20 protein-coding genes are annotated in these 25368 nt (G+C 65.9%); 15 read left to right on the plus strand and 5 right to left on the minus strand.

Going from position 1 to position 25368, the window contains the following annotated elements; all coding sequences use genetic code 11:
- Positions 1-146 precede the first annotated feature (146 nt).
- The 3 genes from OX462_RS12930 to OX462_RS12940 all read left to right on the plus strand — a co-directional run bounded on the left by OX462_RS12930 (position 147) and on the right by OX462_RS12940 (position 5005).
- Entirely contained in the window at positions 147-1229 is a 1083-nt protein-coding gene (locus tag OX462_RS12930) for an LLM class flavin-dependent oxidoreductase (protein WP_409028612.1), read from the plus strand.
- Between the two features lie 26 nt (positions 1230-1255).
- On the plus strand, positions 1256-2410 hold the full coding sequence (locus OX462_RS12935) for an LLM class flavin-dependent oxidoreductase (protein ID WP_121669612.1): 1155 nt from the start codon (positions 1256-1258) through the stop codon (positions 2408-2410).
- 222 nt (positions 2411-2632) lie between these two features.
- Positions 2633-5005 carry a TonB-dependent receptor gene (locus OX462_RS12940; protein ID WP_409028613.1) on the plus strand — a complete coding sequence of 791 codons (2373 nt, stop codon included), beginning with the start codon at positions 2633-2635 and terminating at the stop codon, positions 5003-5005.
- 114 nt (positions 5006-5119) lie between these two features.
- Here OX462_RS12940 and OX462_RS12945 read toward each other — a convergent pair whose 3' ends face one another.
- A complete protein-coding gene (locus OX462_RS12945; RefSeq protein ID WP_070291424.1) occupies positions 5120-6172 on the minus strand; it encodes an ABC transporter substrate-binding protein in 1053 nt (350 codons plus the stop codon).
- A gap of 259 nt (positions 6173-6431) precedes the next feature.
- On the opposite strand from OX462_RS12945, the gene OX462_RS12950 reads away from it, so the two are divergent.
- The 8 genes from OX462_RS12950 to OX462_RS12985 all read left to right on the plus strand — a co-directional run bounded on the left by OX462_RS12950 (position 6432) and on the right by OX462_RS12985 (position 14367).
- Positions 6432-7190 (plus strand): class II aldolase/adducin family protein, encoded by a 759-nt coding sequence (locus tag OX462_RS12950; RefSeq protein ID WP_409028614.1) that lies wholly within the window; start codon positions 6432-6434, stop codon positions 7188-7190.
- Between the two features lie 148 nt (positions 7191-7338).
- Positions 7339-8412 (plus strand): PhnD/SsuA/transferrin family substrate-binding protein, encoded by a 1074-nt coding sequence (locus OX462_RS12955; protein ID WP_409028615.1) that lies wholly within the window; start codon positions 7339-7341, stop codon positions 8410-8412.
- Positions 8409-9245 carry an ABC transporter permease gene (locus tag OX462_RS12960; RefSeq protein ID WP_099409383.1) on the plus strand — a complete coding sequence of 279 codons (837 nt, stop codon included), beginning with the start codon at positions 8409-8411 and terminating at the stop codon, positions 9243-9245. Before OX462_RS12955 ends, OX462_RS12960 begins: the two co-directional genes overlap by 4 nt.
- Entirely contained in the window at positions 9242-10006 is a 765-nt protein-coding gene (locus tag OX462_RS12965; protein WP_099409382.1) for an ABC transporter permease, read from the plus strand. Before OX462_RS12960 ends, OX462_RS12965 begins: the two co-directional genes overlap by 4 nt.
- Positions 9999-11279 (plus strand): MFS transporter, encoded by a 1281-nt coding sequence (locus OX462_RS12970; protein WP_409028616.1) that lies wholly within the window; start codon positions 9999-10001, stop codon positions 11277-11279. The genes OX462_RS12965 and OX462_RS12970 overlap by 8 nt, the downstream gene beginning before the upstream one ends.
- Positions 11276-12157 carry an ABC transporter ATP-binding protein gene (locus tag OX462_RS12975; RefSeq protein WP_409028617.1) on the plus strand — a complete coding sequence of 294 codons (882 nt, stop codon included), beginning with the start codon at positions 11276-11278 and terminating at the stop codon, positions 12155-12157. The genes OX462_RS12970 and OX462_RS12975 overlap by 4 nt, the downstream gene beginning before the upstream one ends.
- A gap of 32 nt (positions 12158-12189) precedes the next feature.
- A complete protein-coding gene (locus tag OX462_RS12980; RefSeq protein ID WP_409028618.1) occupies positions 12190-13263 on the plus strand; it encodes an ABC transporter substrate-binding protein in 1074 nt (357 codons plus the stop codon).
- Positions 13264-13311: 48 nt separating this feature from the next.
- Positions 13312-14367, plus strand: coding sequence for an ABC transporter substrate-binding protein (locus tag OX462_RS12985; protein ID WP_070292301.1), 1056 nt, complete (start codon positions 13312-13314; stop codon positions 14365-14367).
- 19 nt (positions 14368-14386) lie between these two features.
- Here the strand turns inward: OX462_RS12985 and OX462_RS12990 are convergent, their stop codons facing one another.
- On the minus strand, positions 14387-14512 hold the full coding sequence (locus OX462_RS12990; RefSeq protein WP_268993670.1) for a hypothetical protein: 126 nt from the start codon (positions 14510-14512) through the stop codon (positions 14387-14389).
- 161 nt (positions 14513-14673) lie between these two features.
- On the opposite strand from OX462_RS12990, the gene OX462_RS12995 reads away from it, so the two are divergent.
- Together OX462_RS12995 and OX462_RS13000 are read left to right on the plus strand one after the other, a co-directional pair.
- Complete coding sequence (locus OX462_RS12995) at positions 14674-17367, plus strand: polysaccharide deacetylase family protein (RefSeq protein ID WP_409028619.1); 2694 nt, start codon at positions 14674-14676, stop codon at positions 17365-17367.
- Position 17368: 1 nt separating this feature from the next.
- The gene (locus tag OX462_RS13000; protein WP_409028620.1) at positions 17369-17743 is read left to right on the plus strand and encodes an immunity 22 family protein; all 375 of its coding nucleotides are present in this window, start codon (positions 17369-17371) and stop codon (positions 17741-17743) included.
- Here OX462_RS13000 and OX462_RS13005 read toward each other — a convergent pair.
- Complete coding sequence (locus tag OX462_RS13005) at positions 17722-18951, minus strand: response regulator (RefSeq protein ID WP_070218440.1); 1230 nt, start codon at positions 18949-18951, stop codon at positions 17722-17724. The genes OX462_RS13000 and OX462_RS13005 overlap by 22 nt on opposite strands.
- 95 nt (positions 18952-19046) lie before the next feature.
- Here OX462_RS13005 and OX462_RS13010 point away from each other — a divergent pair, with 95 nt between their 5' ends.
- Together OX462_RS13010 and OX462_RS13015 are read left to right on the plus strand one after the other, a co-directional pair.
- Positions 19047-21116, plus strand: a complete 2070-nt coding sequence (locus OX462_RS13010) for a TonB-dependent receptor (RefSeq protein ID WP_409028621.1) — start codon at positions 19047-19049, stop codon at positions 21114-21116.
- A 17-nt stretch (positions 21117-21133) separates the two neighbouring features.
- A complete protein-coding gene (locus OX462_RS13015; protein ID WP_409028622.1) occupies positions 21134-21679 on the plus strand; it encodes an RNA 2'-phosphotransferase in 546 nt (181 codons plus the stop codon).
- Here OX462_RS13015 and OX462_RS13020 read toward each other — a convergent pair whose 3' ends face one another.
- Complete coding sequence (locus OX462_RS13020) at positions 21680-22858, minus strand: PepSY-associated TM helix domain-containing protein (RefSeq protein WP_409028623.1); 1179 nt, start codon at positions 22856-22858, stop codon at positions 21680-21682.
- 35 nt (positions 22859-22893) lie between these two features.
- Complete coding sequence (locus tag OX462_RS13025) at positions 22894-25362, minus strand: TonB-dependent siderophore receptor (RefSeq protein WP_409028624.1); 2469 nt, start codon at positions 25360-25362, stop codon at positions 22894-22896.
- Positions 25363-25368 lie beyond the last annotated feature (6 nt).

A 25368-nucleotide genomic window follows, 5' to 3' on the forward strand; every position in this document is an offset into this window, starting at 1 on the left:
GTGGATGCAGCTGATTGCTGCCAAATCAACAGAGAATGGCGCTGGCGGACCCACGGGGCATGGCATGCTTTCTGCGAGGAGGGAAGGGCAGGCCGCCGCGCCAATGTGCGGCGGTGTTTTCTTCGACCCACGACAGGAGTCCATGCATGACCATCGAATTCATCTGGCAATTGCCCACCAGCGGCGACGGCCGTTACGCGGCGCCCGGCATTACGCGCCGGGGCGAACGGGCCACTGGCGCGCCCAGTCCCCTGCAGGCGGGCGTGAGCGACCCGCGCGGCGCGCGGCCACCGTTCAATTACTTCGACTACCTGCACCAGATCGCCCGCGCAGCCGACCTGTCAGGCTTCGACGGCATCCAGGTGCGCCACGATACGCAGGGCGATGAAAGCTGGATCGTCGCTGGCTATCTGGCCCGCAGCACGCGCCACCTGAAGCTGATCGCCGAATTCGACGCGGCCTGGGGTTCTGCCGTGTATGCGGCAAAGAACGCCGTCAGCTTCCAGCGCTTCACGGGCGGGCGCTTCGCCTGGCAGATCGGCCACGGCGGCGATGCGGCGGCGCGCAGGCGCCAGGGCGATGCGGCGCCGGACGCCGATATTCTGCCCCGCATCGATGAATTCATCACGGTGGCGCGCGGCGTGCAGAACACGTCGCCGTTCAGCTTCAAGGGCAAGTTCTTCGAGGTGCAGGACGGCGGCTTCAAGGGCCCGCTGGCGAACCATCCCGTCAACGGCATCTACCTGACGGGCGAGACGCCCGAAGCGCTGGCCCTGTCGGCGCGCCAGGCCGACGTGCACGTCTTCGATGCGGCACCGCTGGCGGACTTGCAGCCTTCCATCGGCAGCCTGCAAACGCAGGCGCGCCAGCTGGGCCGCATCGTGGCGGCGGGCTTGCGCATCGACGTGCTGGCCCGTGAAACGTTCGACGAAGCCTTGCGCGACGCGCGCCGTTACCGCAGCGGCGCGGGCCTGCCAGATGAACTGCCGTCCGACGGCAGCGCCGCCGCGTTCTGGCCCGGCTTTGCGCAAGCGCAGACGGGCTCCCACGGCGCCCTGGTGGGCAGTTATGCGCAGGTGGCCGCCGCGCTGGAAGCGTACGCGCAGGCGGGCGTGTCGAGCTTCGTGCTGGCGGCCATCCCTCATTTCGAGGAAGCCTATCGCGTCGGCGAACACGTGCTGCCGCTCGTGCGCGCATCGTTGACGGCATCCGCGCTGAAAGCGGCCTGAATCCAACTTACCAAGGAGTACTCCACATGGCAATCGATTTTTTCTGGCGCATCCCCACGCATGGCGAACCAAGTTCGCACCGCGCCCGCACGCCGTTTCGCGGCGACTGGTTTCCCGGCAATGACAACCTGCGCCAGGCCGGCCTCGGTGGTGGTGGCGCCGACGGTTTTACGTATATCGACTACCTGGCGGAGATCGCCCGCGCGGCCGAGCTATCGGGCTTCCAGGGCGGCCTGATCCCGTCGTTTCCCATGACGGATGAACCGTGGGCCATTTCCGCGCTGCTGGCGCGCGAAACGCGCACTTTCCGCTTCATGATCCCGTTCCAGCCCGGCTTTCTGAACCCCGTGGTGGCCGCGCGCATGACGGCCAGCCTGCAGCGGGCCACGGGCGGCCGCGCCCTGTACAACGTCATCACGGGCGGCGGCGGCCCGGCACAGCTGTGGTGGGGCGATGCGGCCGGCCACGACGACCGCTACACGCGCACGACGGAATTCCTTGACGTGGTGCGCGGCGTGTGGCGCGGCGGACCGTTTTCCTACCAGGGCAAGTTCTACCAGGTGGAAGACGCGGGCCTGGCCACGCCGTTGTCCGAACAGGACTTCCCCGAGATCTATTTTTCCGGCTCGTCCGACGCGGCCCTCGGTTCGGCCTCGAAGCACGCCGATTACTACCTGACGTGGCTGGAACCGTTCGAGCAGCTGCGCGAGAAATTCGCCCGCGTGCAGGAAAAGACGGCGCTGCTGGGGCGCAAGATCAAGTGCGCCGTGCGCGTCGACATCGTCGCCCGCGCCACGGAAGAAGAAGCGTGGGACGAGGTGCGCAAGGGCTTTGAGGCCGTCGATGCGGCCACCCTACGCCAGTTCCTCGGCACCGATGGCGGCGATTCCGTGGGCGCGGCGCGCCAGCGGGGCAACCGCCCGACCACCTTGAACAGCTACAAGGACTTGATCACGGCGCCGAATATCTGGTCCGGCTTCAATCTGCTGCGCGGCGGGCAGACGCAGGGCATCGTCGGCAGCTACCAGCAGGTGGCCGAACGCCTGGACGAGCTGGTGCAGCTGGGCGCCGACGCCTTCATCCTGGCCAGCACGCCGCACCTGGAAGAAGCGTACAGGGTGGGCGAGGAAGTGCTGCCGCTCGTGCGCGGCCACACGGCGGCACTGCTGCGTGCCGCCTGATCCTTTCCCCTGTTGCCGCGACAGCAGCGCCACCGACTGCTGTCGCGCAGGCAGCACGCGGCGGCGGCGCTGCTGCCAAATCAACAGCACTACCATGATGATAGTCTCCCTTTGAAATCAAGCACTTAACTTCCATTTTGCTGCGCTGCGGCAGCGGGCACGCCACTTGCAATATAGGTCATCACCATCTCGCGTTTTGACTTTACTCAAGGATAATCACCCATGCGCCGTTCGACTGCCCCTGCCGCCTTCTCCCCATCTCCTCTTCATTTGACGCCAGTGCGCCGCGCGCTGCGCTCGGCCTTCGCCATCGGCGGCCTGATGCTCGCCCCAGGGTTGGCCCATGCGGAAACGCCTGGCGCCGATGTCATCGCTGCGGCTGACGCGAATGGCACCGGCGAGGGCGCCTCGCTGCAATCGGTGACGGTGACGGCGCAAAAGCGCGAAGAATCGGCGCAGAAGGTGCCCAGCGCGATCACGGTCCTGGGTGGCAAGGAGCTGCTCGACACGGGCATCGGCCGCTCGGCCAGCGAAATCCTCAATTACGTACCGAACGCCTCGGCCGGCACGCAGCAGCACGGCCGCCCGCGCTGGTGGATACGCGGCGTGGGTGCGGGCCAGCAGCAGGTGGACTTTCCGAATCCCGTCGGCTTCTACCTCGATGACGTCTACATCAGCAATTCCAGCGCCACGGGCTTTCCCCTGTTCGACCTGGACCGGGTGGAAGTGCTGCGCGGCCCGCAAGGCACCCTGTGGGGCAAGAACACGACGGGTGGCGCCATCAACGTGATCTCGCGCAAACCCTCGTTCAAGTCCAGCGGCTACGCCAAGCTCGACTACGGCAGCTACGACACCACCGTGGCCGAAGGCGCCATCGGCGGCGCGCTTGTCGACGAGGTGCTGGCGGGGCGGCTGTCCTTCCATACGGAGCAGCAGGACAGGGGCCGCTTCCGCAACCAGTTTACGGGCGAACGCGATGGAAAACTCAAGGACAGCGCCATCCGCGGCCAGCTCAAGGCCCTGATCGGGCGCGACCTGACGGCGAATCTGAACCTCCATTACCGCGACTACACGACCAAGGGCGCCACCACCACCGTGGCCAGCTATGGCGCCAATGGCGTGTACCGCAACGGCTACGTCCCCAGCACCAATCCCGACGACGTGAGCACGAATGCGCCGGCCGACAGCGACGTGAAACAGGGCGGCGCCCAGCTGAACCTCGAATATGCGCTGGGCGAACTGACCCTCACCTCCATCACCGGCTATGAAAATTTCAGGAACGAGGCCACGGGCGACAGCGACAATACGCCGCTGGAAGTGGGCCGCAGCCGTTCCAAGGCCAGCAGCCGACAAGTGTCGCAGGAGCTGCGCCTGACGTCGCCGCAGAACGGCGCCGTGAGCTGGGTGGCGGGCCTGTTCTACTTCAATGAAAAGATCGATGCCGATGCGGCCGGCGCGCGCCTGCCCAACGGTACCGTGCCGGCGCTGGCGGGCAGCACCCAGCCCGTTGGCTACAACCGCACCGTCTACCAGCACAAGGCGCGCAGCGCGGCCATCTTCGGCAGCACGACCGTCAACTTCAGCGAGCAGCTGCTGTCCACGTTTGGCTTGCGCTGGACCACGGAAACCAAGGACCTGGACTTGCAGCGCGTGCAGGCCGCATCGAACACGGTGACGTTCGGCGACGCGGCCAGCTGGTGGAACACGGTCCGGGGCGGCAATTACACGGCCGCCTCCGTGGCCAACAACAATTTCACGTCGAATCCATCGACCACGTGGAACGCGCTGACGTATGACGTGACGCCCGAATACCGCTTCAGCCGCACCCTGCGCGGCTACCTGAAATACGCGCACGGCATCAAGTCGGGCGGCTACAACACGAGCGCCACGGACGTGCGGGCACTCAATACGGTGAAGCCGGAAACCCTGAACTCGTTCGAGGCGGGCATCAAGTCCGAATGGCTGGACGGGCGCTTGAATTTCAACGCCAACGTTTTTCACTATGATTACAAGAACGTGCAGGTCAATATCACGGGCGTGTACAACGGCGACCCCACGCAAAGCGTCAATTACCTGCAAAACGTGCGCAAGGCCCACGTGAACGGCGCGGAATTCGAGATCGAGGCGCAGCCGACGGACAACCTGCACATCAACGCCAACCTGGGCCTGCTGCGCACGGAATTCGACGATTTCGCCATCCAGAACAATGGCGGCGACCGCTCCGGCAACGAATTCGTGCGCTCGCCCCACGTGACGGCGCTGCTGGCGGCCGACTACCGCTACCCGCTGGGCAATGGCGCGCAGCTGGTCTTCAGCGGCGACGTGCGCTATACGTCGAAGCAGTACTACTATGTCGACCCGCAAAGCGACGCGCGCGGCTTGCTGAACCAGGGCGGCTTCGCGCTGGCCAATGCCCGCCTGTCGTACGTGCTCCCGGGCGGCAAGCAGCGGATCACGGCATATGCGAACAACCTGGCCGACAAGGTCTACCGCAACCACACCTTGACCAGCTTCGTGCCGGGCGCCGTCAACGGCGACACCGTCATCATCGGCCAGGGCCGCACGGTGGGCGCGTCGTACACGGTGCAGTTCTGAGCGTGACTGCCTGAGGTAAAAAAGGCCGGCAAACTCGCCGGCCATTTTTTCTTCCAGTAGGTCGGCTCAGCGCAGCGGTAGGTCGGCTTAGCGCAGCGTAAGCCGACAACACCACTACGCCGCCACCCGCAGCAGCGCCTCCAGCCGCCGCTGGGCCTCTTCCAACGGCCGGCGGTCGATCCAGCTGTCGATATCGACGTCGCGGTCGAGAAAACCGTGCTGCAATTGAAAATCCTTCTGCTGGCGGAACAGCGCCACCTTGTCGTCGGACAGGTCGGGCGCCAGGGTCAGGTGAAAACCGTCGCGGTAGGCTTCGGCCACGGCGTCGGCGCCGGCCCGCGTCTCGCCCTGCAGGATGGCCAGCACCTCTTCTTTGTGGCTGCGCGCCCAGTGCGCGGCGCGCAAGGTCTGCGTCAAAAAGCGCACGACCAGCTCGAAATGCTGTTCCAGCATGGTTGCATGCACGGTGATCGGGCGCGGCGTGCCGTTGTTGACGCGGAAGCGCCGGTCGGGCAGGGCGTCGATGTCGATGGCCACTTCCAGCCCCGCCGCGCGCGCCGCTTCGGCCGCCGCCGCGCCTTTCACGTAGACGGCGTCGACTTCGCCGCGCAAGAGCGGGCCTATGCCTTGCCACAGGCCCGCGCCCAGATTGGCCGATGCCTGGGCGTCGGCACCCACTTCCACCAGCCGCACATCGTCGAGCGTGAGGCCGGCCGACGCCAGCACGCCCTTGTAGCCGGCCAGGCTCATGCCGCGCGCGATGCTGCGCCCGCGCCGGTTCTCGCGCAAGTCTTCAGCGCGGAACACGGGCAGCGCCAGCCGCTTGCCCTGCAGCTGCGCGGGCGTGGCGATGCCGGAACCGGGGCGCACGAGGATGGCTTGCCATTCATCGATCCACGTCAGGCCGATCAGGCGCGTGGGCGCTCCTTGCGCGCGCGCGGGCAAGGCCAGCAGGTTGCCCCCTTCGCGCACGAGCGTGGACAGGCCATGGTCGTAATGGTGGCGCGCCAGCTCGCCGCCCACTTCCTGCAGCGTCTTCAAGGCGATGCCGTCGCGGGCGAATTCTTCGTCCAGCCAGCCCAGTTTATAGGCCAGGCCCGTGGCCGTGGGCACGGGGCAGCGGGTGAACCAGACGGTATCGACGGCGGGGGCGGTTGCGGTGGTCATGGGATTCCTTGGTAAGGTGAGGAAGACCGAACGCTGCACGAAACATGCCTGCTGCCGGGGTCTGACCCGCCGGGTCAGACCCCGAACCGCGCTTGCTGGCTGGTAGACAGTGCATATCCGTACCACTGCTGCCATGCCAGCAGCCGCTGTTGCACAGGCAGCAGCGCTCCGTCATTTGTACGGCCCCGGCGCTGGCACGCGTCTTGCGAAAGTAGAGGCATGACTGATTCGTACCTCAACCTCAAGAATGGAGCATGACATGACGGACGTGGCACAAGCACAAGCACCAGAGCAAGTACAAACCCAGGATCTGACGGCGGCCGAACTGGCCTTCGTGGAACAGGTGCGGCGCGATGCGCAGATCGCCTTCGATGGCTTGCGCGAGACGGGCAGCCTGACGGCCAATGGCACGGTGGGCTTTGTCGAACGTACCCCTGGCGGCGACAAGGTCGTGGTGGTCAACGACCCGGGTCCGTTCCGCCGCGGCCAGCCCCTGAAGGCGGCCGTGCTGGCGCTGGACGGCACGGTGCTCGTGGGCGACGCCAACAACGGCGGCGCGCGTTACCTGAAACTGTTCCGCGAGCGGCCCGAGGTCACGTCGATCTCGCACGTGCACTCGCCGTCGCTGGGTGCGTGGGCGCAGACGCACCGCACCCTGCCGATCCGCTACGTGCCCGTGCAGCGCTTCCAGCTGATCCGCGAAATCCCCATCTATATCGACCGCCGCCAGCCCGAGGTCGATTTCATCCTCGGCGAAATCGCGCGCAATACGCATGCGACGGCCATCCTGGAAGCGAACGGCGGCGCCACCGTGTGGGGCAAGCAGGGCTTGCTGAAGCTGGCCGAATTCATCCTGCTGCTGGAAGAAGGCGCGCAGATCCAGATCGCGGCCGAAGCCATCGGCGGTTCACGCGACTTCGGCCCCGGCGTGCTGCTGCAGCAATGGAAGATGAGCAAGCTGATCGACACGGCGCGCGCCTTGTCGCTGCTGCCTGCCACCGATCTGGTCAACACCTGACCAAACCTGCTGCGCGTCGCGCCTTGCGGCCTGTGATGCTCGCTGTGCCTGTGCACAGCTGCGCTTCTCGGCCACAAATCGCTGCCGCTCGCGACGGTTTTGTCAGGCGTCGTTGTTTGAATGATCTTTAATCAAGAACAGGCCCGCAATGTCATTGAAATTCTTAGGTTTGAGCTGGCGCAAGCTGTCTGTCGCCGTAATGGCGGCCAGCCTGCTGGCGCCAGCCATCGCGGCGGCGGCCGAGCCGCTGCCGGCTGCCGTTCGCATCGCCGTCGTGGCGCGCACGGCGCCGTCCGGCAAGACCGTGTTTGCCGGTTCGGCCGCCCAGGTGGCTGCCCAAGGCTGGCTGGCGGCCGAACTGGGCAAGCTGGGCGTGAAGCTGGAATGGGTGCCCGTCACCACCAATTCCGTGGCGACGCAAGTCAACGAGGCGTTTGCCAACCACTCGATCGACCTGGCCCAGTATGGCGACCTGCCATCGATCATCGCCAATGCCTCGGGCCTGCAGACGCGGCTGATTTTGCCGGGTGGCAGCTTCAGCAACACTTACCTGGTGGTGCCGAACGGCTCCACGGCCCGCTCGATCAAGGAGCTGAAGGGCAAGAAGATCGCCCTGCACCGTGGCCGGCCGTGGGAATACCCGTTCGCGCGCTTGCTGGAAGCGAATGGCATGAGCTTGCGCGACGTGAAAATCCTCAACCTCAATCCGCAGGCGGGCGCGGCGGCCGTGGCGACGGGCGGCGCCGATGCCTTCTTTACCCTCAGCGACGCCTTTTTGCTGGAAGATAAAAAGGTCGGCAAGATCATCTGGTCCAGCAAGGCGCCGCCGCAGGACTGGAAGATGCGCGCCGAACTGTGGGCCGACAGCGGTTTCCTGCAACGCTGGCCGCAGCTGGCCCAGCTGGTGGTGACGGCCTATGTGCGCGAGCATCACCGGGCCGCCGGCGCCGGTGGCGAAGACGAGTATGTGCGCACGGAGGCGGCGGCGGGCCAGGTGGAAAGCGTGGTGCGGCGCGAACTGGCAGGCGACCATACGCCGTGGCAGGCGCGCTGGTCGCCATTGTTCACGGCCAGCCTGCGCCAGCATTACCTGGGCGAGGCGGCATATGCGAAGAGCGCGGGCCTGATCGGGCGGCCCCTGCAAGTCGACAGCCTGTTCGCGCCCCAGTTCGTCAACCAGGCGCTGGCGCAGCTGAAATTGCAAACGTACTGGGCGCCATGACTTCCCTCACTATCGCCTTGCCGCGCTCTTGCGCGCCTGCGCATGCGGCGTCCATTCCCTGGCTGCGGCGTTTTGTGCGCTCGCCCTGGTCCGTGTGGGCATCGCCGCTGGCCTTGCTGCTGCTGTGGACGGCCGCCACCACCTTCGAGTGGATGCCAGCGCACATCTTGATGTCGCCCTGGCAAGTTCTGCTGACGGCGGCGGACCTGGCCGAAAGCGGAGAATTGGGCCAGCACCTGGGTATCAGCCTGTTCCGCCTGCTGGCCGGTTTCGGCCTGGGCGCCAGCGCGGGCCTGGCCTTCGGCGTCGTGCTGGGCCTGTCGCCTGGCTTGCGCAGCTATGTCGATCCCACTTTCAATGTCTTGCGCCAGTTGCCGACCGTGGCCCTGATTCCTTTGTTCATCTTGCTGTTCGGCATAGGCGAGAGTTTCAAGGTGTTTATCGTGGCCAAGGCCAGTTTCTTCATCGTCGCGCTGGCCGTGCATGACGCCATCCGCAATCTGTCGCAGCGCTACTTTGAGGTGGCGCAAGTGTATTGTTTTTCGCGCTGGCAGCGCATCCGTTTGATCGTCCTGCCCGCCATCGTGCCCGCCGCGCTGACGGGCATGCGCATCGCGCTGTCGCGTTCGTGGATGGTGCTGGTGGGCGCGGAATTGCTGGCCGCCGACAGCGGCCTGGGCCAGATGATGGAAATGGGCCGGCAAATGTTCCGCCTCGACGTGGTGATGGTGGGCGTGGTGCTGACCGGCGTGATCGGCTTCGGCCTGGACCGGGCCTGCCATGCGCTGGAAGCACGGCTGATGCGCTGGAAGCGCAGTGGAGAGAACTCATGAAGCAACGTTTGAGTGTGATCTTCAAGGGCGCGCTGCTGCCGCTGGCCTTGCTGGGCGCCTGGCAATGGGCATCCGGCCAGGGCGCTGCCGCCGCCTACATCTTTGTGTCGCTGGGCGATCTGGCGCACAGCCTGCGCGACCTGGTCTGGACGGGCGAACTGTGGGTGCATCTGCGCGCCAGCCTGGGCCGCACGCTGGCCGGCTTGCTGCTGGGCGGCAGCGCCGGCATCGTCACGGGTGCGCTGATGGCGCAGTCGCCGCTGGCGGACCGGCTGATCGGCCCGCTGTTCCACAGCATCCGCCAAGTCCCCCTGTTGGGGCTGATTCCCTTGCTGGGATTGTGGGTGGGCAATGGCGACGGCGCCAAGCTGCTCGTGATCGCCATCGCCGCCTTTTATCCCACCGTGCTCAACACGTATGCGGGCATGCGCCAGGTGGAAGGGAGACTGCGCGAAGTGGGGCAGGTGCTGACCCTGACGCGCTGGCAAACCCTGCGCCAGATTCTGTTGCCGGGCGCCATGCCGGCCATCGTCACCGGTGTCACGCATGCGCTGGCGTTCGCCTGGCTCGCGTGCCTGGGCGGCGAATTGCTGTTTGCGGCCGGTCCCGGCATGGGTTCCTTGCTGCTCAACGGCGAGGTGTCGGGCCGCATGGACGTCGTGCTGCTGGCCGTGCTGGTGATCGCACTGCTGGCGCAGGCGATGAACGTGGCGTTTGCGCGACTGGCGCGTTTGCTGGTGAAGGGGCGCAGCAGTGAGTAAATCCCTGCCATTCCAGCCAGACGCGGCCGTCAGTGCTCGCGAAGGGGAGCTGCGCGCCTTCCTGCTGCGCTTTATCGGCTTGACCCTGCTGTCGGGCGTAACGATCGGCATGAACAAGGTGCTGGCCACCTTGCTGGGCTTGCATTTGCACGTGAGTAATTTCCAGCTGGCCGCAATCAGCAGCGCGGAAACCCTGGCCATGGCGCTGGGGACCATTCCGGCCGGCTACATCTTGTCGCGCGGCAATCCGAAGCACCTGTACGCGGGCGTCAGCCTGAGCCTGGCGCTGGCCTTTTGCGTGCTGCCGTGGCTGCCCGGCTGGCAATGGGTGGCCCTGCTGATGTTTTTGGTGGGCCTGTGCATCTCGCTGCGCATCGTGGCCATGAGTACCGTGTTTCTCGTGCGCTTGCCGGAACTGGGGCAGGGCAAGGCGGGCTGGTACAAGGGCACCTTGATCCTCGGCATGCAGTTCCTGGGTCCCCTCTGCGGCAACTACCTGATCGCGCAGTTGGGCCTGAAGGCGGGCTTTTTGATTTCCGCCCTGATGTTCGCCATCCTGGCCGTGCTGGGCTGGCACGTATTGCCCAACAATACTTTGCCGGATAACACGGCACCGCGCAAGCAGATAGGACAAAGTGCGCTGCCCGGTGCGGCCAGCCTGCGCGAGCTGCTGCGCCTGCCTATCGTGCGCGTGACTTACCTGTTCGAAATCCTCGCCAGCTTCACGGCATCCAGCGTGGGCGTGTTTTCCATCCTGCTGGCGATCCGCGTGCTGCACTGGCCTGCGCACCACTCCGTCTGGCTGATGGCCGTGCAGGGACTCAGCTGCGTGCTGGTACTGCTGTTCCTGGGGCGTTTCGTGCTGGCCAGCCGCTACCGCGAGCAACTGTATGGCGGTGCGCACCTGGCCATCATGGCCGCCTTGCTGATCCTGGGCTTGTGGCCGTCCAGCATCACCTACCTGGCCGCTTCCGTGCTGCTGGGGCTGGGGCTGGGCGTGAATAACCTCGTCAACACGGACAACATCGCCCGCGCGCCCGTCGACAAGGCCCGCGTTTCCGCCCATCTGACCCTGTTCGGCATGGTGGGCGGCACGGCCGGCGCGCTGGCGGCCGGCCATCTGGCCGACGTGGCGGGCTTGCGCAATGTGTTTCTGATCTGGCTGTTTCCGTGGCTGGCCGCCTGGCTCTGTTTCCACGGCAGCCGCTGGCTGCGCCGGGCGCCGCCCGCCGCCATTCCTTCCCTCGCCCCCACTGCAGAGAGTGCGCCATGAATGATTTTGTTTCCCCATCGACCTTGCTGCCGCAGCGGCAGCAGCTGAGCGGCGGCTTGCAAGTGCAGCACGTGAGCAAGTCGTTTGCGCTGAAAGGCGCGCCGCTACCCGTGCTCGACGATATTTCGCTGACCATCGCCCCCGGCGAATTCGTCGCCATCGTGGGCGCCTCCGGTTGCGGCAAATCCACCTTGCTGCGCCTGCTGGCGGGCCTCGACACGGATTACACGGGCTTGCTGCTGCACGACGGCGTGCCGATCCGTGGCACAGACTTGCGCCGGGGCCTCGTGTTCCAGGATCACCGATTGTTTCCGTGGCTGACGGTGCAGCAGAACGTGGCCGTGGCCTTCAGCAATACCCGTGTGCCGCAGGCCGAGCGCGACGCCCGCGTGGCGGCGGAAATCGCGCGCGTGGGCCTCGACGGCTATGCGGATGCCTATCCGCATCAATTGTCAGGCGGCATGTCGCAGCGGGCGGCCATCGCGCGTGCGCTCGTCGGGCGGCCCGACGTGCTGCTGCTGGACGAGCCGCTCGGTGCGCTCGACGCGCTGACCCGCTTGCGCTTGCAGCAGGAATTGCGCCGCCTGTGGCAGGACGAGGGCATCACCATGGTGATGGTCACGCATGACATCGACGAAGCCGTCTACCTGGCCGACCGCATCGTCGTGCTCGATGCGCGGCCCGGCAAGGTGCGCCGCGTGCAGGACGTGCCGCTGGCCCACCCGCGCCAGCGCGGTTCGCAGGGCTTCGTTGCCATCCGCGACGGCTTGCATGCGGATTTCAGCGACCTCGACGACACGCACGCGCCCGTGGCGCAGGAAGTGGATCCCAGCAGCCTGTGGGATGGCAATGAATGGGCGCGCAGGATGGCGCTGTAGTTTTTTGATATTCATCAACCTGGAGAGACAGCATGAGCAATGAAAGTCAGGCAGCAAACCAAGCACTCGACACCCTGTGGTACACGCGCTGCCCCGTCCCCACGGGCCTGGGCATTTCCCTGCAGCAGGGCTGGCTGGAAGACGCCTTGCGCGCCGACGGCACGAGCTTGCGCTCCTTGCGCGAATCGGACCAGGAAGCCGTGCGCGAATCGCATTTCGACCATACCTTGCAGAACTCCGTGCGCCACGGCGGCAATATTCCCGCCCTGTGGGCGCGTGCGGCGGGACGCGACACGCGCGTCATCGGCCTGTCGTGGTCGGACGAGACGCAGCTGATATTGACCCTGCCCGACAGCGGCATTCAGACGGTGCGCGACTTGAAGGGCCGGCGCTTCGGCTTGCCCCTGTGGGCCAGGGCGCAGATCGACTTTGCGCGCGCGCAAGCCTTGCGGGGGCTGGAAAATGCGCTGAGCCTGGAAGGCTTGACGGTTGCCGACGTGGAACTGGTCGATTATGTCATTCAAGCGGGCCAGAGCGAAACGCCACCGGAGCGGGGCGCGGCAACGAATCTGTTCAGCGGCGCGCGGCGCGGCGGCCAAAGCCCGGAGCTGCTGGGCTTGCTGCGGGGCGAGGTCGACGCCATTTTCCTGAAAGGCGCGTCGGCCGCCCAGCTGGCGCAGCAGTTCGGCTTGCACACGGTGATCGATACGGGCAGCCATCCGGAGCCCTTGATCCGCGCCAATAACGGCACGCCGCGCACCTTGACCGTCGATGCGCACTTGCTCGACCACCATTTTGCTTCCGCCGTGACTCTGGTGGAGCAGGTGCTGCGGGCCGAAGCGTGGGCACGCGGTCATGCGGACGAGACGCGGCGTTTCCTGGCGCGCGAATCGAATGCCAGCGAGCACTGGGTGCAAGTGGCTTACGGCAAGGATGCCCATCTGCGCCTGGACACGGATTTGGCGGAAACGTCGGTCGCCGGCTTGCAGGATTTCAGCGACTTTTTGTTCCGCTGGAACTTCCTGCCCAGCAAGGTCGACGTGCGCGCGTGGATCGATCCCCGTCCTTTCGACGCGGCGCTGGCGCAGACGCGCCGCGCGGCTTGAGCGGGAAGCACGTCAACGGTGGCCATGTTCGATGATGAGGAGAATGCGATGCGGCGACGCACGGTGATGGGCGGGCTGGCCTTGCTGCCCCTGGCGGGAAAGGCGGCCTCGGCGGCGAAAGCGGCGGGGGCGCCGCCGGCGGCCCTGCGCATCGCCTCGACGGGCTTTGCGGAAAACGGCAAGGCGGAACTGGGCGGCATCGCTTACCGCGTGCAGCAGGAAGGCTGGCTGGCCCGCGAACTCAAGCTGCGCGGCGTGCGGCTGGAATGGCTGCCCGTCACGGGCGACACGGGCGCGACCATGAACGAGGCGTTCGCCAGCGGGCGCATCGACATGGCCGCCTATGGCGACTTGCCGTCCGTCATACTCAACGCGGGCGGCGTGCGCACGCAGGTGATCGTGCCGGCGGGGCGCGGCACGGACCAGTTCCTGCTGGTGCCCACCGGCTCGCGCGCCACGTCCCTGGCCGAGCTGAAGGGCAAGCGCATCAGCGTGCACCGGGGCCGGCCGTGGGAACTGGGCTTGCGCCAGCTGATCGCCGACCAGCGCATGTCGCCCACGGATTTCCGCCTGATCAATATGGATTTGAAGCCGGGCACGGCCGCCCTGGCCACGGGCGCCGTCGACGCCTTGTTCATGATCAATGGCTATCCGCTGGAAGACAAGGGCATCGGCCGCATCATCTGGTCCAGCAAGGGCTTGCCGGAGAGGAAAATGCGCGCGGAACTGTGGGCGCGGCGCGACTTTACGCAAGCCTATCCCGATATTGCCGAACTGGTGGCCACGGCCTGGCTGCGGGCCCAGCATTGGGCGGCGCTCGATGGCAACCGCGAGGCCATCATCAAGGATGGCACGCGCAACGGCACGCCCGACAGCGTGGTGCGGCGCAGCTACGACGATCCGGGCTTGCAGTGGAAGGAGCGCTGGTCGCCGCTGTACGACGACGCCGTGTACCGTCATTACCGCCGCGTGCTGGCGTTTGCGCAGGAACAAAAGCTGATCCGGCTACCGTTGACGGCGGAAGAGTTGCTGGAACCGCGTTTCGTGGCGGCCGGCTTGAAAAAGCTGGGCCTGGCCAATTACTGGGAACCGGCCAAGGTGTAGTGCTCGCGTGGGACGTGGCTCAGTGCGGCAGGCACACGCGCCCGGCCACGACCTTGTCCGTGTCGTCGCCCGCATGCGCGCGCAGTTGCAGCAGCATCAGGGCCACGCCCAGCATCAGCGCCGCAGCGCAGAGTTTCTTGTGCATCGTCGTTCCCGTTTTCACTATCTATGAAGGTGTGCAGCGATATTATTGCCGAAATTCATCGTGCGGGCTGAGCAAGTGCCAAGCGTGCTTTACAATTATGCATCTTGCGCATCCGCGCCATCTGAATTGTATGCATAGTATGTGAAGGGAATGACAAGCCTGTGACTTCCAAGCCGATCAAGATCGCCGCCACCGTTGTCGTGGCTCTCGCCGCTGGGGCCGGCATTTATAGCTACACCCGTCCGGCCGCCACCGCCACGCCGGGCGCTCCCGCCGCGGGCAGCCCGGCCGCCGCACCGCATTCCGCCGTCGATACGGCCGCCGTGGCCAGCCAATTCCGCGACTTGCTGGGCAATTTCCGCAAGATCATCGTGTTGCTGGCCGACGAGCAAAGCTTGCCAGAAGGCGCACGCGACGAAGCCCGTAAAGTGGGCCAGGCCCTGTTCCATGAAAACCAGGAGCGCATCGCCAAGCTCGATGCAGCGCTCGATCAATTGACGGCACCCACCAATCCGGGCCGCTTCGAAGCGCTCGACAGCCTGCTCACCTATATCGAATCCGATCCCGGCCTGTATGACGCGGACCGCCTGGCTTTCCGCGAACTGCTTCAAAGCATGCTGGCCGACGTGGCCAAGGACTCGTCCTTGCCGGCGATCAAGCTTCACAAGCGCATTTCCGAAGACCTCGACGCGCTGGGCGAGATCGAGCGCAATTACGAGAAGGAAATCCGGCAAATCTTCGGCAACCTGGGCCAGCGGTCCATCGAACTCAAGCGTGAACGGTGGGACGATTACGTGGCGCAGCTGAAAAAACTGTACAGCCGCGAACAGATTCTGAAGGAAAACGGCATCGTCGTGCCGTATGCTGTTCCTCCCGCCGGCTCCATGCCCGAAGCCAAGCCGGCGCCAAAAAAAGATGAGGCGGAAATCTTCGGCCTGGGCTTGCCGAAGAAAACCATCGTGCTGACCTTCGACGACGGCCCGCACCGCCGTTACACGGAAGAAATCAGCGCCATTTTGAAACAGTATGGCGTGCCGGCCGTGTTCTTCAATGTGGGACGCAACCTGGGCAGCCTGGACGCGGAAGGCCACGCCAAGCTGGGCGCGGGCGCGGAAGTGAGCCGCAAGTTGATGAAGGAAGGCTATGCCGTGGGCAACCACAGTTTCAGCCATGCACAATTGTCGAAGCAGACGGGCGACAAGCTGAAAGGCGAAATCCTCGGCACCGACACTTTATTAAAAGCCATCAGCCCCGAGCGGGCCGCGCTGTTCCGCTTTCCGTATGGCGCGCGCAACAGCGAAGGCATGGCCGCGCTGGCCGATGCCCATTTGAAATCCGTGATGTGGAATATCGATTCGCTGGACTGGGCCGACCCCGTGCCCAGCTCGATCACGAACCGCGTGCTGGCGTCCGTCGACAAGGCGGGGCGCGGCATCGTCCTGTTCCACGATATCCACGAACGCACGGTGAAAGCCTTGCCGGCCGTGCTCGACAAGCTGATCGCGGAAGGCTATCAATTTGCGGGCTGGGATGGCACGAGCTTCCAGGTGGCGAAAAGCACGGCGCCCGCGCCCGAGAAAGTGCCCGTCACCACGGGCTACGCCAATTCCTGGGCCGTCGTGATCGGCATCGACGATTACGCGAAATGGCCGAAATTGCAATATGCGGTGCGCGACGCGCAGGGCATCCGCGAAACGCTGATCGAAAAATTCGCGTTTGCGCCCGAGCGCGTCGTGACCCTGAAAAACGGCGAAGCGACGCGCAACAACATCCTGGCCGCCTTCCACGACAAGCTGGCCCATGGCGGCGTGCAAAAGAATGACCGTATCTTCGTCTTCTTCGCCGGCCACGGCGCCACGCGCAAGCTGAGCTCGGGGCGCGACCTTGGCTACATCGTGCCCGTCGATTCCGACCCGGCGCAGTTCGCCACGGATGCGATTCCGATGACGGAAATCCAGAATATCGCGGAGTCCCTGACGGCCAAACATGCGTTTTTCGTCATGGACGCCTGCTACAGCGGCCTGGGCCTCACGCGCGGCGCCGGTTCCAGCTCTTTCTTGCGCGACAACGCCAAACGCATCGGCCGGCAAATGCTGACGGCCGGCGGCGGCGACCAGCTGGTGGCCGATGGCGGACCGAACGGTCACTCCGTGTTTACGTGGACGCTGTTGCAAGGCCTTGCGGGCAAGGGCGACCTGAACGGTGACGGCCTCATCACGGCCACGGAACTGGCGGCGTATGTAGCCCCCGCCGTGTCCAGCGTGTCGAACCAGACGCCCGCGTTCGGCAGCCTGCCCGGATCGGAAGGGGGCGATTTCGTCTTCGAATTGCCGGGCGAGACGGAATTCCTCAGCCCGAACACGACGCAGCTGTCGACGGAAGCCATCGCCCTGAACAGCAAGCTCGACGCGAAGCCGGCTGCGGCCAGCGTGACGGTGAAGGATTTGCAGGGAGGCGAACAGAAGATCGTCACGCCGGGCGCCGTGCCGACCTCCACGCGCCAGCTGGCCCAGCGGGCCAACGACCGCGGCTTGCAGCTGTACAAGGAGAAACAGTACGCGCAGGCGGAAGCGCAATTTACGGAAGCGCTGAAATTGCGCCCCGACTTCGCGCTGGCGGCCAATAACCTGGGCTTTGTCTTCTACAAGCAGGAAAAATACCGCGAAGCGGCACGCTGGTTTGAAAACACGGTCAAGATGGACCCGTCGCGCGCCATCGCCTACCTGAACCTGGGCGACGCGTATGCCAAAGCCGGCGATGCGGCCAAGGCGAAAGCGGCCTATAAAACCTATCTGGAACTGGCGCCGACGGCCTCGACGGCGCCGACCGTGCGGCAAAAGATGGAGAAGCTGTAAGTTGACGTCCAACTTGCCCATGGTCCACGTCTTCACCTGCAGCGGCCGCTTTCCCAGCTGGGAAGCGCTGCAGGCTTACCTGGCGCCCGCGTACACGGAAGATGGCGATGCCGTGCCGTCGCCATTCTTCCTGGAAACGGGCCTCACGTGTTATGAGCCGGCCTGCTTCGAGAGCGCGCTGCTGGCCGCGCCCGCGCCGCTGGCAGAGTTGCTCGATGGCGTGTCGTATGCGGACAACTGGCTGGCGCAGGCGTGCGCGGACGCGCAGGGTGTGCTGGCCGATACGGTCGTCTGCGTGTTCGCGCCGAATCGACTGGCGCATCCGCAGCGCAGCTCGCTGCACCACGTGGGCAGCTACGCCTGCGACGGCGGCTGAGCCTCATTTCCGCGTTGTTCATGTATGAGCTTGTTGACGCTGGCCAGCAGGCTGGTGCCCGAGGTGGTGATGAAACGGGCACCCGCCGCCTGCGCTTCCGTGCCATAGCTTGCCAACGTATCCTTGTTGCAATAGACGATGATCGGTAATGCGGGCTGCGCCTGCCGCACTTCGCGCACAGTGCGCACGCCCGCATCCTTGACCCGGCGGCCGTTTTCCACCCTGGCCATGTCCGTGATGAACAGCGCGTAGTGCTTCTGTTGCAGCATGGCCAGCGCCTGCCGCGTCGACACGGCCTGGTCCACCTTGATGTTTTCCCGCTCCAGCTGCTCCATCAGCAAGGTATTGTTGCGCGGGTGGTCGTCCAGCCACAGCACGAGACTGACCGGCCGTTGCGCCGTCGGCGCGGCGGCCAGGGCCGTGACGGCGGCGGCGCCATCGGGGGGATGGGCCAGCAGCAGCTGCGTGACGGCTTCCTGCATGTCGTCGAGCGACTTTTGCTGCAAACGGCTCAGTTCCGTCACTTCGATTTCCTTGCCGCTTTCCAGGCGCACGGATTCGTTTTTGACGAGGCTGTCGGCGCGCTTGATCATGATGGACAGGTAAATGCGCGTGAGCAAATAGCCGATCAAAAAGCCGTGCACGGAAAAGAACAGCATGATGCCGCCCACTACCGCCATGGCCGTGGGCGTGTCCGTGGCCAGGCTGGGCGCGATAAAGGCGGCCATGCTGCGCGCGCTGCCAGGCAGGCTTTTGAGCTCGATCAAACCCACGCCGACAATGATTTTCGTCAGCCAGTCCGACACTTCCACCAGATTCGAATTGATTTCCATGGGCGTGGGCGTGCCCAGAAACAGGGTATTGCTGGGGTTGCCGGTTGCCGCGTCCGCGCTTGCCGGGGGAGGCTCGTCCGTGGAACGGCCCTTGCCATTAGCCTGCTCGTCGGGCGGGGCGGCGTTGACGGTACCCGAGGGCAGACTGCGCGGTATGCCGAATAAAAACCCCAGCAGCATGCCGCTGACGCAAAAGCCCAGGCTCCACAGCAGGGCCGGCACGGCGTGGTAGTAGGGCGGCAGCAGGGCGCCCGCCAGCACGGCCAGCAAGCCCGCCAGCAAGATGAACAGCAGGATGTACGGCAGCACGTCGCGCTTGCGCACGGCCGCCGTGACGCTTTTGCTCGCCTTGCCGCTGCTGTCGCTCAGGTCCACGGTCGCTCCTTGAAAAATGCTGAATCCAGGCAGCCGGTCTGCCGCGTATATATCCCGTAGGAGCCTGTACTGACATCATAAAAAGGGGAGACGCGATGCGGTTGATAAAACGCAAACAGCTGGCAGCTTGTGCCTTGTTGCTGGTGGCCGGTGCCGGCAAGGCGGCTGCGCCGGAGGCCGCATCGCCCACGGATGCGTCGCGCACCGTGCGCGTGACGGGCCACTACGACAACGCCGTCGGCACCTCGGATGCGGCCAGCCAGGGCGTCATCACCAATGAGCTGATCGTCAACCGGCCCGCCTTGCGCACGGGCGAATTGCTGGAATTCGTGCCGGGCCTGATCGTCACCCAGCACAGCGGCGACGGCAAGGCCAACCAGTATTTCCTGCGCGGCTTTAACCTCGACCATGGCACGGATTTCGCCACCTATGTGGACGGCATGCCCGTCAACATGCGCACGCATGCGCATGGCCAGGGCTATTCCGATCTCAATTTCCTCATTCCCGAGCTGGTGCAGCGCATCGATTACAAGAAGGGGCCGTATTTCGCCGGCGAAGGCGATTTCGCCTCGGCGGGCGCGGCGCGCATCCGCCTGGCCGACAGATTGCCGCAAGGCCAGGCCAGCGTGTCCGTGGGCCAGCATGGTTATGTGCGCGCCGTCGTGGCCGATTCCCTTGATGCAGGACCAGGCACCTTGCTGTATGGCCTGGAAGTGAACCGCAACAATGGCCCCTGGGACGTGCCGGAGCGCGTGCGCAAGGTCAGCGGCGTGCTGCGCTACAGCCAGGGCACGCCGGACGACGGCTTCAGCGTGACGGCCATGGCCTACAAGAACAGCTGGAACGCCACGGACCAGGTGCCGCTGCGCGCCGTGGAGTCCGGCCAGATCGGCCGTTTTGGCTCGCTCGCGCCCAGCGACGGCGGCGACACCTCGCGCGCCAGCCTGTCGTATGCGATGCGCCGGCGCACGGAAAACCGGGTGTTCGAGTTTGACGCGTACCTGATCCGCTCGCAGCTGGAACTCAACAGTGACTTCACCTATTTCCTGGCCGACCCGGCCGCCGGCGACCAGTTCCAGCAAAGCGAGCGGCGCACGGTGGCCGGTGTCAACACGAGCGAAAGCTGGACCACGGAGCTGGCGGGGTTTTCCATGCGCAACAAGCTCGGCGTGCAGGCCCGTTATGACCGGGTGTCGCCCGTGGGCCTGTACAGCACGGTGGACAGAGTGCGGCAAGCCACGGTGCGCGAAGACCGGGTGCGCGAGGCCAGCGTCGGCCTGTACGGCGAAAACACGACCCAGTGGCTGCAGTGGCTGCGTTCCGTGGCGGGCGTGCGCTACGACACCTACCGTTTCAATGTGGCCAGCAGCATAGCCGGCAACAGCGGTACGGCGCAGGACCACGTGGTGTCGCCGAAACTGTCCGTGATCCTGGGGCCGTGGAGCCAGACGGAATTCTTCGTGAACTACGGCAAGGGTTTCCATAGCAACGATGCGCGGGGCACGACGCAGACGCGCTTGCCCGATGGCACGCCTTCGGCTCCCGTGACGCCCCTCGTGCCGACCAGGGGCCTGGAACTGGGCGCGCGCACGGAATGGCTGCCGGGCCTGCAAAGCTCGCTGGCCCTGTGGCGCCTCGATCTGGCGTCGGAACTGCTGTTCGTGGGCGATGCTGGCGAAACGCAGCCCAGCCGCGCCAGCCGCCGCCACGGCATCGAGTGGAACAACCATTATGTTGCCGCGCCGTGGCTGCTGTTCGACCTGGACCTGGCAGCCTCGCGCTCGCGCTACACGCAAAACGATGCGGCCGGCAACCATATTCCGGGCGCGATCGGCAAGGTGGCGTCGTTCGGCGTGACCGTGACGGACCGGGGAGCGTGGTCGGGCGCCTTGCAGCTGCGCTATTTCGGCCCCCGTCCCCTGATCGAGGACAACAGCGTGCGCTCGGCGTCGACCACCCTCGCGTATGCGCGCCTCGCTTACCATCTCGACCGCAGGACGCGGCTGTCGCTCGACGTGTTCAACCTGTTGAATAAACGCGCCAGCGACATCGATTACTACTATGCGTCGCGTCTGCCCGGCGAGGGGGCGGACGGCGTGAATGACCGGCACTTTCATCCCGTCGAACCCCGGTCCGCGCGCTTGACCTTGTCGTATGCGTTCTGATAACGGTAGACTGGGGCATGACCGATCACCTAGTACAAATCAGTAAATTCCTTTCCCTTATCCTGCGCCACGCGCCTGAAAAAATCGGCCTCGCCCTTGATGCCCAGGGCTGGGCCGATATCGGCCAGCTGCTGGCGCACGCTGCCCAGCATGGGCGACATATTTCCCGCGAACAATTGGATGAGGTGGTGGCGCGCGACAGCAAGACGCGCTACGCGATCAGCGATGACGGCTTGCGCATCCGCGCCAACCAGGGGCATTCCTTGGCCGCCGTCGATATCGCACTGCCGCCCGCCACGCCGCCCGCCATGCTGTACCACGGCACGGCCAGCCGCTTTGTAGCGGCGATCCGTGCCGGCGGCCTGCTGCCGGGAGCGCGCAATCACGTGCACCTGTCGTCCAGCCGCGAAACGGCCGTGGCCGTGGGTGCGCGCCACGGCAAGCCCGTCGTGCTGACGGTCGATGCGGCCGCGATGCAGGCGCAGGGCCACGTGTTTTATGTGTCAGACAACGGCGTGTGGCTGACGCAGGCCGTGCCGCCGGCGTTCATCGGTTTTCCCTGATTAATGGCTTAGCGCCCTGGCCCTGGCTTGCCCCTGGCGCTTGCGCCGCCAGATCAGCACGCCCGTCACGCTCAGGCCCGCCACCAGCACGCCCATGGCGCAGATGAACAGTTTGAAGGGCCAGCCCCACATCGAGGCCATGTGCAGGGCGCTGATCCAGCTGCGGATGGTGTCGCCGCTGGCCGCGCCCGTGGGCAGCCAGGCGGCCAGCTGCCGGCCGCTGGCCGCATCGAAAAAGACGGTGGTCAGGCCCTTGTGTTCGCGCACGTCGCGGCTGCTGCGCACGCTGTAGCTGTAGACGCCCAGCGCGCGCTCGTAGGCCAGCGCATTTTCCTCGAGGATGGCAAAGTGCCCGCTGCGCGCCAGCTGCGCCATCAGGCTGCGACCCTGCGCACGGGCCGCTGGCCAGTCCAGCCGTGGCCCCGGCGACGGCGTGTGCCGCGCCACCACTTCCTCGGCTGGCTGATGGGGAAATAGCGGATGCATCACGGCCGCATACGCGCCGTACAGGTTGAAGGCGACGCCGCTCCAGGCAAACACCAGCAGCATGGCCCACAGCCACAGGCCGCCCGCGCGGTGCAGGTCGAACACCAGTTTATAAGTGCCGCCATGGCGGCGCAGCAGCCACGACGGGCGCCAGCGCAGCAGCCACGGCTTGCTGCCCGGCGAGCGTTTTTTCAGGCGTGCGGGGAAGGTCAGGGCGGCGCCGACGAAGCAGTCGATGGTCCAGACGATGGCGATCAGGCCGAAAATCAGCAAGCCCGTGTCGCCCAGCGCCAGCGCATAGTGCAGGCGCTCGATGAAGGGCAGCAGGTTGATGGCACCCTGGCCGATCTCGCCCCATTTTCGCTGGCCCAGCACCGCGCCCGTGTACGGATCGACAAACACTTCATCGCTGGCCGGCGGCGCGTCGCCAGACTGGCGCAGGTAGAACACCATGCTGTGGCCGGGCGGTGCCGACAGCGGCGCGTAGCTGAGCTGCGCTTGCGGGAAGCGCGCGGCGACGGACTCGCGCAGCAGCAGGGCGTCGAGCGGCGCGGCGCCCGGCGTTGGCGGCGCCGCGCGGAAGACGGCAGGCAGCAGGGCCGCCTCCAGTTCATCCTTCCACGCGAGCGCGCTGCCCGTGACGCCGGCCACGATGAGGAAGCCGGCCATCAGCAGGCCGGCATAGCGGTGCATGGCCGCCAATGCAGGGCGCATTTGCAGCGATGGCATCAAAAGCGGTACATGGCGCTGACGTTGGCCGTGCGTTCGGCATTGCGGTAGCACAGATTGGGCAGGTAGCCGCAGTCATACAGGGTCTGCTTGTTGAGCACATTGTTGACGTTGAGGGCAAACTGCCACGGTCCGCGCGACAGGCCCAGCGCCGCGTCCCACTGCGTGATGCCGCCATTGCGGATATTCAGGTTCTCGCCGTCGGAGTTCGAGCGCATGGCGCCGAGAAAGCGCATGCCCAGCGCCGCATACGCGGGCAGCGCCGTGCCCAGGTTGAACGCTTGGCGGGCCCAGGCCGAGGCGCTGTGGCGCGGCGCGCCCGCTTGCTGCAGACCCAGGTCGCCGTTATTGCTCTTCCTGACTTCCGTATCGAGGTAGGTGTATTGCGCGATCAGGCTCAGGCGGCTGGCAAACTCCGTGCGCGCTTCCAGTTCCAGGCCGCGCGAGCCCACCTGGCCCGTTTGCTGCAGGCGGCCCGGATTGCCGATGTCGGAGGTGGTGACGTTGTCGCGCACCAGGTCGAAGACGGCCGCCGTGTAGCTGGCCCGCTGGCCCACGGGTTCGTAGCGCACGCCCGCCTCGAACTGCTTGCCGCGCGATGGCTTCAGGGCGCTGCCGTTGGCCGTGATGCCCAGTTCGGGCGAGAACGAAGTGGCGTAGCTGACGTACGGCGCCCAGCCGCCATCGAGCAGGTAGACGGCGCCCACGCGGCCCGTGGTGGCCGATGGCGACTGGTGGAAGTCGGGTTTGACGGCGCCGCTATGGAGGTCTGTGACGTCGCGCGACTGCGTGGCCTTGTCGCGGCGCAGGCCGGCCGTCACGACCCAGTGGTCCCATTTCAATTGATCCTGCGCATACAGGCCCAGCTGGCGCGACGGCGCTTCAGCGCGCGTGGGCGCCTTGGCGGGAAGCAGCGGCTGCTTGCCGTACACGGGCTGGTACAGGTCGATCGGCGCGATAAAGCCTTTTTGATGGCGGTAGTCGTCCGTGTTGCGGATGTTCGCGTAATCGACGCCCAGCAGCACCTGGTGCGCCAGGGCGCCAGCGGCAAAGCGCGCCTGCAGCTGGGTGTCGGCGAACAGACTTTTCGACGCCGTATCGACGGGCATGAAATAGCGCTCCACCGTGCCATCGTCATTCAGGCCCAGGGGGAACATGTCCGTGCGGTCGTTGTTCAGGCGCGTGTAGCGCAGGTTCTGGCGCAGCGACCAGGTGTCATTGAAGCTGTGCTCGAACTCGTAGCCCAGCATGGTATTGCGGCGCTTGAAGCGGTTATCGGCGCCCATCAGGTTGACTTTCGGATCGACCTGGCCGCGCGGGCCAGGCTGCAGCAGCTGGTTGGGAAACGCGTACTGCTGGTTGTCCTGTTCGTAGCGGGCCAGCAAAGTCAGGCGCGTGGCCGGTCCCGCCTGCCACGTGAGCGAAGGCGCGAAGTACAGGCGGTTGTCGCGGTCGCGCTCCAGCCGCGTATGGGCTTCGCGGCCCAGCATGACGACCCGGTAGGTCCAGTCGCCGTGTGCGTCAAGCGCGCCGCCCACGTCGGCTTTCAGCTGGCGGCGCTGGTAGCTGCCGTACTCAATCCCCACTTCGCGCACGGCATCCGCGCTGGGGCGCTTGCTGACGGCGTTGACCATGCCGCCGGGCGGAATCTGCCCATACAGCACGGACGCGGGGCCGCGCAGCACTTCCAGGCGTTCCAGGCCATACGGCTCGATCGAGGCGCCAAAGGTGCGGCCCGAATTGCGCAAGCCATCCTGCAGGATGCCGTTCGTCTCGATGGTGAAGCCGCGCAGCAGCGAGGAATCGTCGCTGCCCAGCGGGCGCTGGTTCGGCGTCACGCCGGCCGTGTAGCGCAGGGTTTCGTCGAGCGATTCGGCATTGCGGTCGCTGATTTCATCGGCCGTGACCACCGAGACGGATTGCGGGTTCTCGTTCAGGGCCGTGTCGGTCTTGGTGGCCGAGGCGGCGCGCCGTGCCACATAGCCGCGCACGGGGCCCGTGGCCGTCTCGCGCTCGCTGCTCGCATTGATGGTGATCGCGGGCAGGGTGGCGCTGGCCTGGGCCGGCGCTGGCGTCTGTGCCGCGGAGGCGTCCGCGCGCAGCGCATACGCGCCATGCGCGCCCGCCACCAGGCGCAGGCCCTGGCCGCGCAGCAGTTCCTCGAAGCCCTGGCGCACCGTGTAGCTGCCCGCCAGCCCGCCGCTGCGCTTGCCCTGCAGGAGCGCGGCATCGGCCGACAGTTCCACCCCGGCCGTGCTGGCGAAACTGGTCAGCGCGCGTTCCAGCGGTCCGGCGGGAATGGCGTACTGGCGCTGCGCCCGCGTGTTGCCTGCCGCCTGGGCGTGGGCGGCTGGTGCCGTGACGGCCAGGGCGCCCACGGCGGCACCAGCGAGGAACAGGGCCTGGATGGCGGCGGCGAGGGGAAACGGGCGCAGCTTGGGTGCGGGAGCGGTCAGGCGAGCAGGCATGGTGCA

Source organism: Janthinobacterium aestuarii (assembly GCF_046113285.1).
In the GTDB taxonomy this organism is placed as follows: Bacteria; Pseudomonadota; Gammaproteobacteria; order Burkholderiales; family Burkholderiaceae_D; genus Janthinobacterium.

What these genes read in the sequence shown, in the direction of transcription:
- OX462_RS12930 (WP_409028612.1), top strand. Translation starts at nt 147, where the DNA reads ATGACCATCGAATTCATCTGGCAATTGCCCACCAGCGGCGACGGCCGT.
- OX462_RS12985 (WP_070292301.1), top strand. Translation starts at nt 13,312, where the DNA reads ATGCGGCGACGCACGGTGATGGGCGGGCTGGCCTTGCTGCCCCTGGCG.
- OX462_RS12965 (WP_099409382.1), top strand. Translation starts at nt 9,242, where the DNA reads ATGAAGCAACGTTTGAGTGTGATCTTCAAGGGCGCGCTGCTGCCGCTG.
- OX462_RS13010 (WP_409028621.1), top strand. Translation starts at nt 19,047, where the DNA reads ATGCGGTTGATAAAACGCAAACAGCTGGCAGCTTGTGCCTTGTTGCTG.
- OX462_RS12955 (WP_409028615.1), top strand. Translation starts at nt 7,339, where the DNA reads ATGTCATTGAAATTCTTAGGTTTGAGCTGGCGCAAGCTGTCTGTCGCC.
- OX462_RS12960 (WP_099409383.1), top strand. Translation starts at nt 8,409, where the DNA reads ATGACTTCCCTCACTATCGCCTTGCCGCGCTCTTGCGCGCCTGCGCAT.
- OX462_RS12980 (WP_409028618.1), top strand. Translation starts at nt 12,190, where the DNA reads ATGAGCAATGAAAGTCAGGCAGCAAACCAAGCACTCGACACCCTGTGG.
- OX462_RS12950 (WP_409028614.1), top strand. Translation starts at nt 6,432, where the DNA reads ATGACGGACGTGGCACAAGCACAAGCACCAGAGCAAGTACAAACCCAG.
- OX462_RS12990 (WP_268993670.1), bottom strand. Translation starts at nt 14,512, where the DNA reads ATGCACAAGAAACTCTGCGCTGCGGCGCTGATGCTGGGCGTGGCCCTG.
- OX462_RS12945 (WP_070291424.1), bottom strand. Translation starts at nt 6,172, where the DNA reads ATGACCACCGCAACCGCCCCCGCCGTCGATACCGTCTGGTTCACCCGC.
- OX462_RS13015 (WP_409028622.1), top strand. Translation starts at nt 21,134, where the DNA reads ATGACCGATCACCTAGTACAAATCAGTAAATTCCTTTCCCTTATCCTG.
- OX462_RS12940 (WP_409028613.1), top strand. Translation starts at nt 2,633, where the DNA reads ATGCGCCGTTCGACTGCCCCTGCCGCCTTCTCCCCATCTCCTCTTCAT.
- OX462_RS13020 (WP_409028623.1), bottom strand. Translation starts at nt 22,858, where the DNA reads ATGCACCGCTATGCCGGCCTGCTGATGGCCGGCTTCCTCATCGTGGCC.
- OX462_RS13025 (WP_409028624.1), bottom strand. Translation starts at nt 25,362, where the DNA reads ATGCCTGCTCGCCTGACCGCTCCCGCACCCAAGCTGCGCCCGTTTCCC.
- OX462_RS12935 (WP_121669612.1), top strand. Translation starts at nt 1,256, where the DNA reads ATGGCAATCGATTTTTTCTGGCGCATCCCCACGCATGGCGAACCAAGT.
- OX462_RS12975 (WP_409028617.1), top strand. Translation starts at nt 11,276, where the DNA reads ATGAATGATTTTGTTTCCCCATCGACCTTGCTGCCGCAGCGGCAGCAG.